General features: G+C 66.8%; 15 protein-coding genes. 8 read left to right on the top strand and 7 right to left on the bottom strand.

The annotated features are described in order from the left end of the window. Positions 1–91: 91 nt before the first annotated feature. On the top strand, positions 92–997 hold the full coding sequence (locus tag ACW9UL_RS07160) for an EamA family transporter (RefSeq protein ID WP_457789772.1): 906 nt from the start codon (positions 92–94) through the stop codon (positions 995–997). A gap of 37 nt (positions 998–1,034) precedes the next feature. Here the strand turns inward: ACW9UL_RS07160 and ACW9UL_RS07165 are convergent, their stop codons facing one another. Continuing rightward, positions 1,035–1,316 (bottom strand): peptidylprolyl isomerase, encoded by a 282-nt coding sequence (locus ACW9UL_RS07165; RefSeq protein ID WP_021445077.1) that lies wholly within the window; start codon positions 1,314–1,316, stop codon positions 1,035–1,037. A 164-nt stretch (positions 1,317–1,480) separates the two neighbouring features. Between ACW9UL_RS07165 and ACW9UL_RS07170 the strand changes: the two genes are divergently transcribed. Further along, positions 1,481–1,822 carry a hypothetical protein gene (locus ACW9UL_RS07170; protein WP_021445078.1) on the top strand — a complete coding sequence of 114 codons (342 nt, stop codon included), beginning with the start codon at positions 1,481–1,483 and terminating at the stop codon, positions 1,820–1,822. 48 nt (positions 1,823–1,870) lie between these two features. On the opposite strand, the gene ACW9UL_RS07175 is transcribed toward ACW9UL_RS07170, so the two are convergent. Then, positions 1,871–2,236 (bottom strand): SpoIIAA family protein, encoded by a 366-nt coding sequence (locus ACW9UL_RS07175; RefSeq protein ID WP_021445079.1) that lies wholly within the window; start codon positions 2,234–2,236, stop codon positions 1,871–1,873. Positions 2,237–2,391: 155 nt separating this feature from the next. Here ACW9UL_RS07175 and ACW9UL_RS07180 point away from each other — a divergent pair, with 155 nt between their 5' ends. Next, on the top strand, positions 2,392–3,231 hold the full coding sequence (locus ACW9UL_RS07180; protein WP_457789775.1) for a CAP domain-containing protein: 840 nt from the start codon (positions 2,392–2,394) through the stop codon (positions 3,229–3,231). A gap of 8 nt (positions 3,232–3,239) precedes the next feature. Here the strand turns inward: ACW9UL_RS07180 and mdaB are convergent, their stop codons facing one another. Next, entirely contained in the window at positions 3,240–3,827 is a 588-nt protein-coding gene (gene mdaB, locus ACW9UL_RS07185; protein ID WP_457789777.1) for an NADPH:quinone oxidoreductase MdaB, read from the bottom strand. 153 nt (positions 3,828–3,980) lie between these two features. Between mdaB and ACW9UL_RS07190 the strand changes: the two genes are divergently transcribed. Then, positions 3,981–4,289, top strand: coding sequence for a putative quinol monooxygenase (locus ACW9UL_RS07190; protein ID WP_122107446.1), 309 nt, complete (start codon positions 3,981–3,983; stop codon positions 4,287–4,289). Between the two features lie 122 nt (positions 4,290–4,411). Here the strand turns inward: ACW9UL_RS07190 and ACW9UL_RS07195 are convergent, their stop codons facing one another. The 3 genes from ACW9UL_RS07195 to ACW9UL_RS07205 form a co-directional block, all read right to left on the bottom strand. Next, on the bottom strand, positions 4,412–6,421 hold the full coding sequence (locus ACW9UL_RS07195; protein ID WP_457789779.1) for a peptidase U32 family protein: 2,010 nt from the start codon (positions 6,419–6,421) through the stop codon (positions 4,412–4,414). A gap of 123 nt (positions 6,422–6,544) precedes the next feature. Then, entirely contained in the window at positions 6,545–7,024 is a 480-nt protein-coding gene (gene eco, locus ACW9UL_RS07200) for a serine protease inhibitor ecotin (RefSeq protein WP_457789781.1), read from the bottom strand. A gap of 297 nt (positions 7,025–7,321) precedes the next feature. Continuing rightward, positions 7,322–7,723, bottom strand: coding sequence for a hypothetical protein (locus tag ACW9UL_RS07205; RefSeq protein WP_457789783.1), 402 nt, complete (start codon positions 7,721–7,723; stop codon positions 7,322–7,324). Between the two features lie 291 nt (positions 7,724–8,014). Between ACW9UL_RS07205 and ACW9UL_RS07210 the strand changes: the two genes are divergently transcribed. The 4 genes from ACW9UL_RS07210 to ACW9UL_RS07225 all read left to right on the top strand — a co-directional run bounded on the left by ACW9UL_RS07210 (position 8,015) and on the right by ACW9UL_RS07225 (position 12,225). Further along, a complete protein-coding gene (locus ACW9UL_RS07210) occupies positions 8,015–8,674 on the top strand; it encodes a dioxygenase family protein (RefSeq protein ID WP_457789785.1) in 660 nt (219 codons plus the stop codon). Between the two features lie 51 nt (positions 8,675–8,725). Further along, complete coding sequence (locus ACW9UL_RS07215) at positions 8,726–9,046, top strand: rhodanese-like domain-containing protein (RefSeq protein ID WP_457789787.1); 321 nt, start codon at positions 8,726–8,728, stop codon at positions 9,044–9,046. 110 nt (positions 9,047–9,156) lie between these two features. Next, on the top strand, positions 9,157–9,900 hold the full coding sequence (locus ACW9UL_RS07220; protein WP_457789789.1) for a class I SAM-dependent DNA methyltransferase: 744 nt from the start codon (positions 9,157–9,159) through the stop codon (positions 9,898–9,900). Between the two features lie 126 nt (positions 9,901–10,026). After that, positions 10,027–12,225 carry an OsmC domain/YcaO domain-containing protein gene (locus ACW9UL_RS07225; RefSeq protein WP_457789791.1) on the top strand — a complete coding sequence of 733 codons (2,199 nt, stop codon included), beginning with the start codon at positions 10,027–10,029 and terminating at the stop codon, positions 12,223–12,225. Between the two features lie 126 nt (positions 12,226–12,351). On the opposite strand, the gene ACW9UL_RS07230 is transcribed toward ACW9UL_RS07225, so the two are convergent. Continuing rightward, entirely contained in the window at positions 12,352–12,882 is a 531-nt protein-coding gene (locus ACW9UL_RS07230) for an REP-associated tyrosine transposase (RefSeq protein WP_457789793.1), read from the bottom strand. Positions 12,883–12,889: the final 7 nt, after the last annotated feature.

Here is a 12,889-nt window from a genome sequence, read left to right on the forward strand (position 1 = left end):
CACTGTGTGGCGTTTTTCCGCGCTCACTGTGTCTGCCGCGCAGGCTATGTGCTTGCTCTAATGGCCGCTCCCTGACCGCGAGGATTGCCCCATGTCGCCCAAAGATCTGCTGCTGGCGCTGCTGGTGATTGTCGTCTGGGGCCTGAACTTCGTGGTGATCAAGCTCGGCCTGCACGAGATGCCGCCGATGCTGCTCGGCGCGCTGCGTTTCCTGCTCGCGGCCTTTCCCGCGATTCTCTTCGTGCGCCGGCCACAGGTGCCGCTGCGCTGGCTGCTGGCCTACGGCCTGACCATCTCGCTGGGCCAGTTCGCCTGCCTGTTCTACGCCATGCATGTGGGCATGCCGGCCGGGCTGGCCTCGCTGGTGCTGCAATCGCAGGCCTTCTTTACCCTGTTCTTCGCCGCGCTGCTGCTGGGCGAGCGCCTGCGCGCGAGCAACCTGCTGGGCCTGCTGGTGGCAGCCGCCGGGCTGGCGTTGATCGGCCTGCAGGGCGGCCAGGCGATGACCCTGGCAGGCTTCGCCCTGACCATTGGCGCCGCGGCGATGTGGGCGCTGGGCAATATCGTCACGCGCAAGCTGGGCCGGGTGAACCTGGTCGGTCTGGTGGTCTGGGGCAGCCTGGTGCCGCCGCTGCCGTTTCTGGGGCTGTCGCTGTGGCTGGAAGGGCCGGCGGCGATCGAAAGCGCGCTGCGCGGCTTCGGGGTGGAGGCGCTACTGGTGCTGGCCTACCTGGCGTTCGCCGCGACCATTCTCGGCTATGGCCTGTGGAGTCGCCTGCTGTCGCGCTACCCGGCCAGCCAGGTGGCGCCGTTCTCGTTGCTGGTGCCGGTGGTGGGCATCGGTTGCGCGGCGCTGCTGCTGGGCGAACGCCTGGGCGCGCTGCAACTGGTCGGCGCGGCGCTGGTGATGGGCGGGCTGCTGATCAATGTGTGGGGCGGCAAGCTGCTGGATCGGCTGCGCCTGTGGCGGGCGCAGGGGGCGGCGGGGCTGGAGTGACGGCGTCGGCCGGGCGCCGACGCCAGCGCCGCACGGATCAGTCCTGGCGGCTGGTGACTTCCAGCAGGTGGTAGCCGAACTGGGTCTTCACCGGGCCCTGGACCACGCCGACCGGCGCGCTGAACACCACGGTGTCGAATTCCTTGACCATCTGGCCCGGGCCGAAGGAGCCCAGGTCGCCGCCGTTGCGGCCGGACGGGCAGGTGGAGTTGTCCTTCGCCAGCTGGGCGAAGTCGGCGCCGCCTTCGATGGCGGTTTTCAGTTCGTTGCACTTGTCTTCGCTGGCAACCAGGATGTGACGGGCAGTGGCGCGGGCCATGGGAATACCTCCGTTTGATTGAGGGGCAGAGCCTAACCGAATCGACCGGCCAAGCAAACGCCGCTGCCGCCTGTCCTGTGTCTGCAGCCTGTCGACTAAACTGTTGTCCAATGGCCTAGCCGCGGGCGGCGGGCTTGTGGCACCCACTTTCAGGAGGTCCGGATATGAATACCTTGACCATCGAAGGCTGGCGTAAGGGCAACGGTGAGCAGAAATCCACGCCCATCGGCACCTTTCACTTCCGCGTCAGCGAGGCCGATCACCTACGCCTGGAACGCGCCGAGGAAGAGCTGCAGAAGAGCGGCGGCAAGGACATGATGGTCGATGCCGACATGGCGGCGATGGAGCTGGTCACCCCGGCCGAATGCGGCCCGCTGTCCGATTGCCAGTGGCGGGTCTACCTCAGTGGCGAAGACCGTCGCGGCCAGTTCCACCTGGTCGGCCACCGCGCCAGCGACGGCAGCCTGGTCTACAGCAACGCGGTGATGGTCGACCAGCTCGGCTGATGCCGCCGCGGCCCGCGCTGCCGGATCGCCTCCGGCAGCGCGACGCCTTCACTGCTGCAGCCAGGCCTCGGCTTCCGCCTCGCGGATCGAGTCGAATGCCTTGATCGTCAGGCCGGGAATCAGCGCGCCTTCCATTTGGCTGGCGGTACGCAGCCACTGCTGATCGGCCACCACCGCCACGCGGTCGAACTGGCGGATAAAGCGCAGCAGCTGCGGGATGCGCGCCAGCTCGACGCCCACCGCGCCCAGGGTCGGCCACTCGAAGTTGCCGATGCGATAGAGCATGCGCCCGTGCTCGATGCCTTCGGCGGCCTGGGTCAGCTCGTCGAGGGCGGCGCGCATGGCGTCGCTGTCCAGTTTGCCGGCGAAGTCCACATCGAGGCGCTGGTCGCCGTTGCGGGTTACCTTGAACATGGCGGTTCCTCCGTGAGGGATGGGACTATCACCATACGCCCCCTGGCGGCGCAGGGTAATGGGGCGGCCGATAAGCGCGCTGCGCCGCCGGGGGGTAGGCCTGGACGGCGGTAATCGCGCATCATCTGTGCCGTCGGCTTGTTAAGGAGAGTTCCATGCGCTTGTCCCTTTCTGCACTGGTTCTGGCACTGGGCCTGCTCGCCGCGGCGGCGCAGGCGGCCGAGGAGGGGGCGCTGGTCGAGGCGATCAACGCCTATCGCGGCGAGGTGCAGCGCTGCGGCGTGCACGCCTCCGAGCCGTTGCCGCCGCTGGCCAGCGATGCGCGTCTGCTGCTGCCGGCGGCCGGCACCGGTGATCTGCAGCAGGCCTTGAGTGCGGCGGGCTATCCGCTGGTCAACGTGCAGGCCATCAGCCTGTCCGGCCCGCGCGATGCGCAGGCGGCGATGCAGGCGCTGGCGGAAAGTTTCTGCCGGGTGCTGCTCGACCCGCAGTTCGTCGATATCGGCGTCAGCCGCGCCGAGCGCGACTGGCGCATCGTCCTGGCACGCCCGCTGCTCAGCGGCCGCCTGGGCGACTGGCAGGCGGAGGGGCAGAAATTGCTGGAGCAGATCAACGCCGCCCGCGCCCAGGCGCGCCAGTGCGGCGGCCAGAGCTTCGTCGCCGCCGCGCCGCTGGCCTGGAACGCCGAGCTGGGCAGCGCCGCCGAAGCGCACAGCCGGGCCATGGCCAACGGCAACTTCTTCGCCCACCAGGGCCGCGATGGCCGCACCCCCGGCGACCGCGCCGAACTGGCCGGTTATGCCGGCGGCCAGATTGGCGAGAACATCGCCGCGGCGCTGGATACGCCGGCCAAGGTGGTCGAGGGCTGGCTCGCCAGCCCCGGGCACTGCGCCAACCTGATGCACCCGCAGTACCAGGACCTCGGCGCGGCCTACGCCAGCGATCCGCAGAGCGACGCGGGGATCTACTGGACGGCGCTGTTCGGCGGGCGCTGAGCCGGGGCTCAGTGGACGCCGAACACCTCGGCCAGGTGTTGCTGGTAGCGGGCCACGTCGCGCTCGATATCCGGTTGCTTCATCACGTCGGTGCTGAGGAAGGTGGGCAGGGCAGTCATGCCGAGGAACTGGTTGGCCTTGTGGAAGGGGAAGTACACCGCGTCCACGCCCTTGCCTTCGAAGAAGTCGCTGGGGTCGTCGAAGGCCTGCTGCGGGGCGTTCCAGGTCAGCGACAGCAGGTACTGCTTGCCCTGCACCAGGCCGCCGCTGCCGTACTTCTGCGAGGCGTCGGAGCGGGTGCGGCCGTCGTTGGCGTAGAGGCTGCCGTGGCCGGCGGTGAACACCTCGTCGAGGTACTTCTTCACCGTCCAGGGCGCGCCCATCCACCAGCCGGGCATCTGGTAGATCACCACGTCGGCCCAGAGGAATTTCTCCACCTCTTGCGCGATGTCGTAGCCGCCATCGATGAAGGTGGTCTTGATATCGAACCCGGCGCGGTCGAGGAAGGCCGCGGCGGCCTCGTGTAGGGTGGCGTTGTACTGGCCGTTGGAGTGGGCGAACTGCTTGCCGCCGTCGAGCAGAAGGATGTTTTTCATGGCTGTCTCCGCAAAAGAATGGCGGCAGGTTAGCGGCGCACCCGCGCGGGAAACAGAGTGGGTCAGGCAAATGATTGTTGAGTGAAAGGCACGAATGTCCGGATTTATCCTGCGTTAGAGTGCGGCAAACAACGCTTTTGCAGGAGGTCTTGCATGCACGCCTTTATCCTTCACGCCCACACCAGACCCGAGCAGGCCGAGGCCTTCGAGCGCCTGTTCCGCGCCCATGTCGAGCCCAGCCGCGCCGAGCCCGGCTGCATCGAGTACCACATGCTGCGCGACGCGCAGGACCCCACGCTGTTTATCTTCTACGAGGTCTGGGCGTCGCCGGAGGCGTTCGCCGAGCACACGGCGCTGCCGCATATGCGCGCATTCCACGAGAAGCGCATGGACTACCTGCGTCGCGATTTCGAGGTTCGCCAGATCGAGATGCTTAGCCCGGCGGGTGCAGCGCGCGCCTAGTTCGCGATCTGCAGGAGCCAGCTTGCTAGCGATTGTTGTGGTAGCCCGGAGGCAATCCGGGACATACAGGCGCATTCCCCCCGGATTGCATCGGGGTTATCGGGGAACAGGCGAGGCCGGGCTCAGTGGCTATAGCCCGGCTTTTGGCGGATGGTCTTGAGCAGGTCGTCCGGGCTGATCTGGCCGACCACCTGGGTGGCGGCGCTGCCAGGCTGCGGCAGGCCGAGGATGTGCCCCTTCATCTTGCCGACCACGTGCATCTCGCACGGTTTGCAGTCGAACTTCAGGGTCAGCACCTCATCGCCGTGGATCAGCTGCATCGGCGCTACGCGGGTTTTCACGCCGGTGACGCCCTTGGCCTGCTTGGGGCAGAGGTTGAAGGAGAAGCGCAGGCAGTGCTTGGTGATCATCACCGGCACCTCGCCGGGCTCCTCGTGGGCCTCGTAGGCCGCGTCGATCAGCTGCACGCCGTGACGATGGTAGAAGTCGCGGGCCTTCTGGTTGTAGACGTTGTAGAGGAAGCTCAAATGCGCCTCCGGATAGACCGGCGCAGGAATGGCTTCGGCCTTGCGACTGCCGCGTGGATGGGCGGCGACGCGTGCTGCGGTCAGCGCCTCGATGGCCTCGCGGCGCAGCGCCTTGAGTTGCGAGTTGGGCACGAAGAAGGCCTGCGGGGCATCCAGGGTCACGCCCTGGGCATGGTAGATGGTGGTGCCGAGCTGGGTGAGCAGGTCGCGCAGGCCATCGAGCGCCTGTTCCGGCTTGTTGGCCGGGCCGAAGGGGCCGGGCAGGGCGACGTCTACGCTGACGCCTTCTTCGCTGGTGGCAGTGAGCTTGAGTGCATCTTCGCGCAGCTCGGCCTTCCAGCTGACGCCGATACGGCGTTCGGCGCTGGTACGTTGCAGCGCCTGCTGCCAGTTGTGGTCGAGGTTGCGCGACAGCGGGTGATTCGGGCGCAGGCGGAAAAGCCCCTCGGGCATCTCGTTGGGCTCGACGCGGTAGCGGTAGCGCTTCTCGCCTTCCTCCTCGAACTCGCCTTTTAGTTCGGCGATATTGGCGCGAAAACCCACCACCTCGCGCTTGACCAGCACGTTGAGGCCGTCGCCGTTGGACAGTGGCTCATGGGTGACGGCGATCAGGTCGCGCTTGCCCACCTTCTCGACATGACCAACGGAGAGCCCGGTGAAGGTCGGCGAGTCGAAGGCGCCGATGTCCACCTTGCGCTCGGTGACGAAATAGTCGGTGCTGCCGCGGTGGAAGGTCTTGTCCGGATCGGGCAGGAAGAAGTGCGCGGTGCGGCCGCTGGAGGCGCGGGCCAGGTCCGGGCGATCCTCGAGGATGGCGTCGAGTTCCTTGCGGTAATGGGCGGTGATGTTCTTCACGTAGCCCATGTCCTTGTAGCGCCCCTCGATCTTGAACGAGCGCACGCCGGCCTCGACCAGGGCGCGCAGGTTGGCGCTCTGATTGTTGTCCTTCATCGACAGCAGGTGCTTCTCGTAGGCGATCACCCCGCCTTTTTCATCCTTGAGGGTGTAGGGCAGGCGGCAGGCCTGCGAGCAGTCGCCACGGTTGGCGCTGCGCCCGGTCTGCGCGTGGGAGATGTTGCACTGGCCGGAGAAGGCCACGCACAGCGCGCCGTGGATGAAGAACTCGATGGCCGCGTCGGTGGCCTCGGCAATAGTGCGGATTTCCTGCAGGTTCAGCTCGCGCGCCAGCACCAGCTGGGAGAAGCCGGCCTGATCGAGGAACTTGGCCCGCTCCAGGGTGCGGATATCGGTCTGGGTGCTGGCATGCAGCTCGATGGGCGGAATATCCAGCTCCATCACCCCCATGTCCTGCACGATCAGTGCATCCACGCCGGCGTCGTAGAGCTGGTGGATCAGCTTGCGCGCCGGCTCCAGCTCGTCGTCGTGGAGGATGGTGTTGATCGTGGTGAACACCCGCGCGTGGTAGCGGCGGGCGAACTCCACCAGCCCGGCGATATCGCTCACTTCGTTGCAGGCATTGTGCCGCGCGCCGAAGCTCGGGCCGCCGATATAGACGGCGTCGGCGCCATGCAGAATGGCCTCGCGGGCGATGGCCACATCGCGGGCAGGGCTGAGCAGTTCCAGGTGGTGTTTGGGCAGGGACATGGCGTTTTCTTTTATCCGGCGGCACGGGCAAGGCGCGCATTGTAGCCGCCTGCCGGGCGCAGGGCACGCCGAGCTGCCGGGTGGTGGAGCCCGCCGTGGCGACGGGCTCTGAAACCTGGGGCCTTACTGGCGCGGAGCGGGGCTGGTGGCGGCTGCGGCCGACCAGACGCGGTTGCGCACCTCAACATCTGCCGGGGCGTAGATCACCAGCGGCAGCTTGCTGTTGTAGCGCACCAGCATGGGCTCGCCACCGACCTGGACGAAGGCCGGCTTGCGGCTGCCGTCGGGGCAGGCCATCAGGGTGCTGACCGCCGGGCCGACCTGGCCCAGCTGGTAGTAGTTGTAGCCCCAGCCTTCGACCGTCTTCTCCTGCCACTGGCCGCCGAGGCGCTGCTGGTTGCAGTCCACCTCCAGGGTCTTGCCGGCGATCAGTTCCACCTTGTGCTCGGCCTCGTTGGCCTGCGCCGGCAGCTCGATGACATGGCGGGCGTAGCCGTCGGCGGCGGCCGGGTAGGGCTTGAGTGCCTCGGGCGTGGCGGCGCAGGCGGCCAGCGGCAGGGCGCAGGCGAGGAGGGCGATCAGCGGCAGTGGGTTCGCGTTCATAAGAGTCCTTGCTTCACAGGCCTTGTGGGCCGTCCGTTGAGGGAAAACCGCCGGGGCGGCGGCGCAGCACAGACCCTTCTGGATAGGCGAAGTTCCGGAGCTTGGCAAGACGGCTGGTCAATCGCACAGGGTTTTCCGCCGCGCAGTGCAATGGGCGCCTCGTGCGGCCTGGCGCGCCTCGTGAGCGTGGCCGCCGGCCGGCGGCGGATAAAAAAAGACCGGCTGATTGGGCCGGTCTTTTTCTGGCTGCAGTGGCGTTGTCGTCATGCGCGGGTCTCGATCATTAGGGGCGCTGGATCAGGCCGCGCGGCTTTGGATCAGGCGATCCGAGCCACCCTCGGCGACGCGGTTCTCGATCAGGCGGTCCGAGCCACCTTCGGCGACGCGGTTCTCGATCAGGCGATCCGAGCCACCCTCGGCGACGCGGTTCTCGATCAGGCGATCCGAGCCACCCTCGGCGACGCGGTTCTCGATCAGGCGGTCCGAGCCACCTTCGGCGATGCGGCTTTCGATCAGGCGGTCCGAGCCACCCTCGGCGATGCGGTTCTCGATCAGACGGTCCGAGCCACCCTCGGCGATGCGGCTTTCGATCAGGCGATCGGCACCGCCCTCGGCGACAACAGGTTGGGCGGAAGAAGCGGCGAATACGTTGGCTGCCAGTACGGAGAAAGCGAAGCTGAGGATGAGTTGGCTTTTCATGGTGGTGTGCTCCGGGGTGGTTGCTGCTTGGGTATGGAGCAGATGGTACGCAGGTGAATTTTTAAGAGAACTTCATTGACCTGATGGTAACTATCGATGCCGGCAATGGTCGGTGACACATCCCTGGCGCCGGCCTGCCAAGGCATCCTCGGCCCCGTCGCCGGCGGGCCTCGCCTGGACAAGCGGCGCTCGGTGCCAGCGTCACGCCCCGGACGGCGAGCTAGACTGACTGCATTCGGGCTCGGGCTGCCGTGCTCGGCATGCCGGGGCGCTCCCGGCCAGGAGGCGGCGGTGGATAAACGGCAAAGGCCTGGCGCCGGCCTTACACGGCGTCACTTTCTCTATGGCGGCGCCGTGCTCGGCGGTGGCCTGCTGGCCGCGCCGGCCCTGGCGCAGCAGCTCTGTCGGCCCACGGCCGGCGATATCCTCGGCCCCTATTACCGCTTCGGCGCGCCATTTCTGGCGCAGCTGGCCGGGCCGGAAGAGGCGGGCGAGCGGCTGGTGGTCAGCGGCACGGTGCTCAGCGCGGACTGCCGCACGCCGATCGCCAACGCCCTGGTCGAAGTCTGGCAGGCCAACGGCGCCGGCCTGTACGACACCCAGACCCCGGGCAACTACACCGACAAGGGCCGCTTTCACCTGCGCGGCATGCTCTACACCGACGCCCAGGGCCGCTACCGCATCGAGACGGTGATGCCCGGGCGCTACCCGGTGCCGCCGAACCTGCCGGGGCTGGAGCAGTACGGCGGGATCACCCGGCCGGCGCACATCCACTTCCGGGTGATGGAGGCGCTGCACGTGCCGGTGACCCTGCAACTGTACTTCGCCGGCGACCCCCATATCGCCGAGGACCCCTGGGCCAGCCAGCACCCGGACAACGTCATCGCCCTGGAGGCGGATGGCCAGGGCCGGCGCGGGACGTTCGATATCGTGCTGGCCAGGGGGTTCTAGACCGCGCAGCGCCGCAGGCGGTGCACCTGTCAGCCAACTCGGAGGTGTGGCATGGGCCGGATCAGCAGTTGCGAATTGCTCGAGTGGCAAGCGGCGGGGCGCAGTTTCACCCTGCTGGATGTGCGCCGCGAGGCGGCACGGCTGGCGGATGCGGCCGCCATCCCCGATGCGCACTGGCATGCGCCCGAGACGCTGCTCGCCTGGAAGGATTCGGTGCCGCGGGATAGGCCGGTGGTGCTCTATTGCGCCCATGGCCGCGAAATCAGCCAGGGCATCGCCGCCACCCTCGAAGCGATGGGGCTCGATGCCCGCTACCTGATCGACGGCTTCGCCGGCTGGCGCGATGCCGGTCGGCCCACCGCGGCCCTGTAGCGCTCGGGCTTGCAGCCAGCGCTACCGCTCGCCGCCCTGCCGGTGCTTCCGGTGGCCGGCTTGGGCTATGATGCGCGCCCTCGAATCACCCGGTCCAACCCCAGGTCAGCATGTCCGGCAACGCCCTCTATACCGACCTGTCGGGTTACTACGATCTGCTCTGCGCCGATATCGACTACCAGGCGCAGAGCCACTGCGTGCATCGCCTGCAGCAGCTGTTCGGCAACGGCGGCACGCGTCACCTCGACCTGGCCTGCGGCACCGGCCCGCACGTGCGGCATTTTCTCGATGCCGGCTATGCGAGCGGCGGCCTCGACATCAATCAGCCGATGCTCGATAGAGCCGCCCTGCGCTGCCCGGAGGCACGCTTTGCCCGGCAGGACATGTGCGGCTTCAGCGCGGACGAGCCGCTGGACCTGATCACCTGCTTTCTCTACTCCATCCACTACAGCGCCAGCATCGAGCGGCTGCAGGCCTGCATCGCCAGCGTGCATGGCGCCCTGGCCGTCGGCGGGCTGTTCTGCTTCAACGCGGTGGACAAGCACAAGATCGACAACGCCTCGTTCGTCTGCCACAGCGCCGAGCATGCCGACGGCCAACTGCGCTTCGGCTCCGGCTGGCACTACCAGGGCGAGGGCGAGCGGCAGACGCTGAGGTTGCGTATCGAACGAACGGTGGCCGACGCGACCCAGGTCTGGCACGACGAACACCCCATGGTGGCGGTGAGCTTCGCCGAGCTGCAGACGCTGCTGGCGCCGTACTTTGAGGTGCAGGTGCTGGAGCACGACTACCAGAAGCTGCTGCCCTGGGACGGCGCCTCCGGCAATGCGCTGTTCGCCTGCGTCAAGCGCTGAGGCCGCGCAGCGTTTTCCACCGGCGTGCCCACTGCGCCGATCCCCGCGCGGCGGCAAGACGAGACTTCCCGCGCAAAAGCCGGATAATGGCGGCCATTTCGTCTCGCTGCTGTCTGGTACCCCCGCATGGAAATCAAGGTCAACTTTCTCGACAACCTCCGTCTCGAAGCCAAGTTCGATGACTTCACGGTGATTGCCGACCAGCCCATCCGCTACAAGGGCGATGGCTCGGCGCCGGGGCCGTTCGACTATTTCCTGGCCTCCTCGGCGCTGTGCGCGGCCTATTTCGTCAAGCTGTACTGCCAGACCCGTGACATCCCCACCGACAATATCCGCCTGTCGCAGAACAACATCGTCGACCCGGAAAACCGCTACCAGCAGATCTTCAAGATCCAGGTCGAGCTGCCGGCGGACATCTCCGAGAAGGATCGCCTAGGCATCCTGCGTTCCATCGACCGCTGCACGGTGAAGAAGGTGGTGCAGGCCGGCCCCGAGTTCGTCATCGAGGAGGTGGCCAACCTGGACGCCGATGCCCAGGCCCTGCTGATGCCGGCGCTGACCGCAGGCCCGGGCACGCGCATCCTCGGCAAGGACCTGCCGCTGGAGCAGACCATCGCCAATATGTCGGGCATCCTCGCCGAACTGGGGATGAAGATCGAGATCGCCTCCTGGCGCAACATCGTCCCCAACGTCTGGTCGCTGCATATCCGCGACGCCCAGTCGCCGCTGTGCTTCACCAACGGCAAGGGCGCCAGCAAGGAGAGCGCGCTGGCCTCGGCGCTGGGCGAGTTCATCGAGCGGCTGAACTGCAACTTCTTCTACAACGACCAGTTCTGGGGCGAGGAAATCGCCAATGCGCCCTTCGTGCACTACCCCAACGAGCGCTGGTTCAAGCCGGGGCCGAAGGACGCGCTGCCGGAAGAGATCCTCGACGCGCATTGCCTGGCCATCTACAACCCGGACGGCGAGCTGCGCGGCTCGCACCTGTACGACACCAACTCCGGCAACAAGGCGCGCGGCATCTGCTCGCTGCCCTTCGTGCGCCAGTCCGACGGCGAGACGGTGTACTTCCCCAGCAACCTGATCGAGAACCTGTACCTCAGTAACGGCATGAGCGCCGGCAACACCCTGGTCGAGGCGCAGGTGCAGTGCCTGTCGGAAATCTTCGAGCGCGCGGTCAAGCGCGAGATTCTGGAGAACGAGCTGGCCCTGCCGGACGTGCCGCAGGAGGTGCTGGCCAAGTACCCGGCCATCCTCGCCGGTATCCAGGGGCTGGAGGAGCAGGGCTTTCCCGTGCTGGTCAAGGACGCCTCGCTCGGCGGCGAATTCCCGGTGATGTGCGTGACCCTGATGAACCCGCGCACCGGCGGCGTGTTCGCCTCCTTCGGCGCGCACCCGAGCTTCGAGGTGGCGCTGGAGCGCAGCCTCACCGAACTGCTCCAGGGCCGCAGCTTCGAGGGCCTCAACGACCTGCCGCAGCCGACCTTCGAGAGCCAGGCGCTGACCGAGCCGAACAACTTCGTCGAGCACTTCATCGACTCCAGCGGCGTGGTGTCCTGGCGCTTCTTCAGCGCCAGGGCCGACTACGAGTTCGTCGAGTGGGATTTCTCCGGCCACGGCGAGGACTCCAACGCCCAGGAGGCCGCGACCCTGTTCGGCATCCTCGAAGACATGGGCAAGGAGGTGTACATGGCGGTGTACGACGACCTCGGCGCCAACGCCTGCCGCATCCTGGTGCCGGGCTACTCGGAAATCTACCCGGTCGAGGACCTGATCTGGGACAACACCAACAAGGCGCTGCTGTTCCGCTCCGACATCCTCAACCTGCACAGCTTGAGCGACATGCGCCTGAGGAGCCTGCTCAAGAGCCTGGAGCAGTGCGAGGTCGACGACTACACCGACATCACCACCCTGATCGGCGTCGAGTTCGACGACAACACGGTATGGGGTCAGCTGACCATCCTCGAGCTCAAGCTGCTGATCTACCTGGCGCTGAACAAGTTCGACGAGGCCAAGGAGCTGACCGAGGCCTTCCTCCAGTACAACGACAACACGGTCGAGCGCGGCCTGTTCTACCAGGCGCTCAACGTGGTGCTGGAAGTGCAGCTGGACGACGAGCTGGACATGGCCGACTTTGAGCCCAACTTCCGCCGCATGTTCGGTAACGAGCGGATGGACGCGGCCATCGGTTCGGTCAATGGCAGCGTGCGGTTTTATGGCCTGACCCCGACCAGCCTGCAGCTCGAAGGCCTCGACAAGCACCTGCGCCTGATCGACAGCTACAAGAAGCTGCACGCGGCGCGGGCCAGGGCGGCGGGTCTGTAGCGCCGGGTAGGGTGGATGACGCTCTTTTCATCCACCAACCGGGGGCCAAGCTTATCCGGGGCGTTCACTAGAAAGGCTCGCCCAACGCAGGGTGGAAAACCGCGCGGCGTTTTCCACCACAGCCCTTCATTCCCCAAAGCCCTGGTCCTCAGGCGAGGGGCCTACGCACCAGTCCCTGTCGTAAATCCCCATTGCCACCGCCCGGTGAAAGCTCGAATAGGGCCAGTCCGCCAGGCGCTCGACGTGGCCGTGTTTCAGCGGGTTGTAGTGGATGTAATCGAAGTGGCGCTGGTAGTCCCGTTCGTCCCGGATCAGATGTTCCCAATAGCGCCGCTGCCAGATGCCTCGTTCCCCGCGTCTGCGCTGCGTCGCAGTGGTGGGTTCGGTGGCCGGCAAGCGTTTGGCGAAGGCGAACTTGATCACCTTCCAGCGCAGGGCAAAGTCGGCATCGTCGGGTGGCAGCGTCCACAGGCAGTGCATATGCTCGGGCAGCACCACCCAGGCGTCGATATGGAAGGGATGACGTGCCCGAGTAGCGCGCACCGTCTCGCGCAACAGGTCGATTTCGCGAATCAGCAGATCGCTGCTGCGATCGCGCAGGTTGACGGTGAAGAAGTAGGTGGCGCCGGGAGCGAGGGCGCGGCGGTAGTCGGGCATGGCGGCT

This window comes from Pseudomonas sp. PL-6, assembly GCF_054110165.1.

Bases quoted from the DNA above. Each gene is read 5' to 3' on its own strand.
- ACW9UL_RS07160 (WP_457789772.1), top strand. From the start codon at position 92: ATGTCGCCCAAAGATCTGCTGCTGGCGCTGCTGGTGATTGTCGTCTGG.
- ACW9UL_RS07165 (WP_021445077.1), bottom strand. From the start codon at position 1,316: ATGGCCCGCGCCACTGCCCGTCACATCCTGGTTGCCAGCGAAGACAAG.
- ACW9UL_RS07170 (WP_021445078.1), top strand. From the start codon at position 1,481: ATGAATACCTTGACCATCGAAGGCTGGCGTAAGGGCAACGGTGAGCAG.
- ACW9UL_RS07175 (WP_021445079.1), bottom strand. From the start codon at position 2,236: ATGTTCAAGGTAACCCGCAACGGCGACCAGCGCCTCGATGTGGACTTC.
- ACW9UL_RS07180 (WP_457789775.1), top strand. From the start codon at position 2,392: ATGCGCTTGTCCCTTTCTGCACTGGTTCTGGCACTGGGCCTGCTCGCC.
- mdaB (WP_457789777.1), bottom strand. From the start codon at position 3,827: ATGAAAAACATCCTTCTGCTCGACGGCGGCAAGCAGTTCGCCCACTCC.
- ACW9UL_RS07190 (WP_122107446.1), top strand. From the start codon at position 3,981: ATGCACGCCTTTATCCTTCACGCCCACACCAGACCCGAGCAGGCCGAG.
- ACW9UL_RS07195 (WP_457789779.1), bottom strand. From the start codon at position 6,421: ATGTCCCTGCCCAAACACCACCTGGAACTGCTCAGCCCTGCCCGCGAT.
- eco (WP_457789781.1), bottom strand. From the start codon at position 7,024: ATGAACGCGAACCCACTGCCGCTGATCGCCCTCCTCGCCTGCGCCCTG.
- ACW9UL_RS07205 (WP_457789783.1), bottom strand. From the start codon at position 7,723: ATGAAAAGCCAACTCATCCTCAGCTTCGCTTTCTCCGTACTGGCAGCC.
- ACW9UL_RS07215 (WP_457789787.1), top strand. From the start codon at position 8,726: ATGGGCCGGATCAGCAGTTGCGAATTGCTCGAGTGGCAAGCGGCGGGG.
- ACW9UL_RS07220 (WP_457789789.1), top strand. From the start codon at position 9,157: ATGTCCGGCAACGCCCTCTATACCGACCTGTCGGGTTACTACGATCTG.
- ACW9UL_RS07225 (WP_457789791.1), top strand. From the start codon at position 10,027: ATGGAAATCAAGGTCAACTTTCTCGACAACCTCCGTCTCGAAGCCAAG.
- ACW9UL_RS07230 (WP_457789793.1), bottom strand. From the start codon at position 12,882: ATGCCCGACTACCGCCGCGCCCTCGCTCCCGGCGCCACCTACTTCTTC.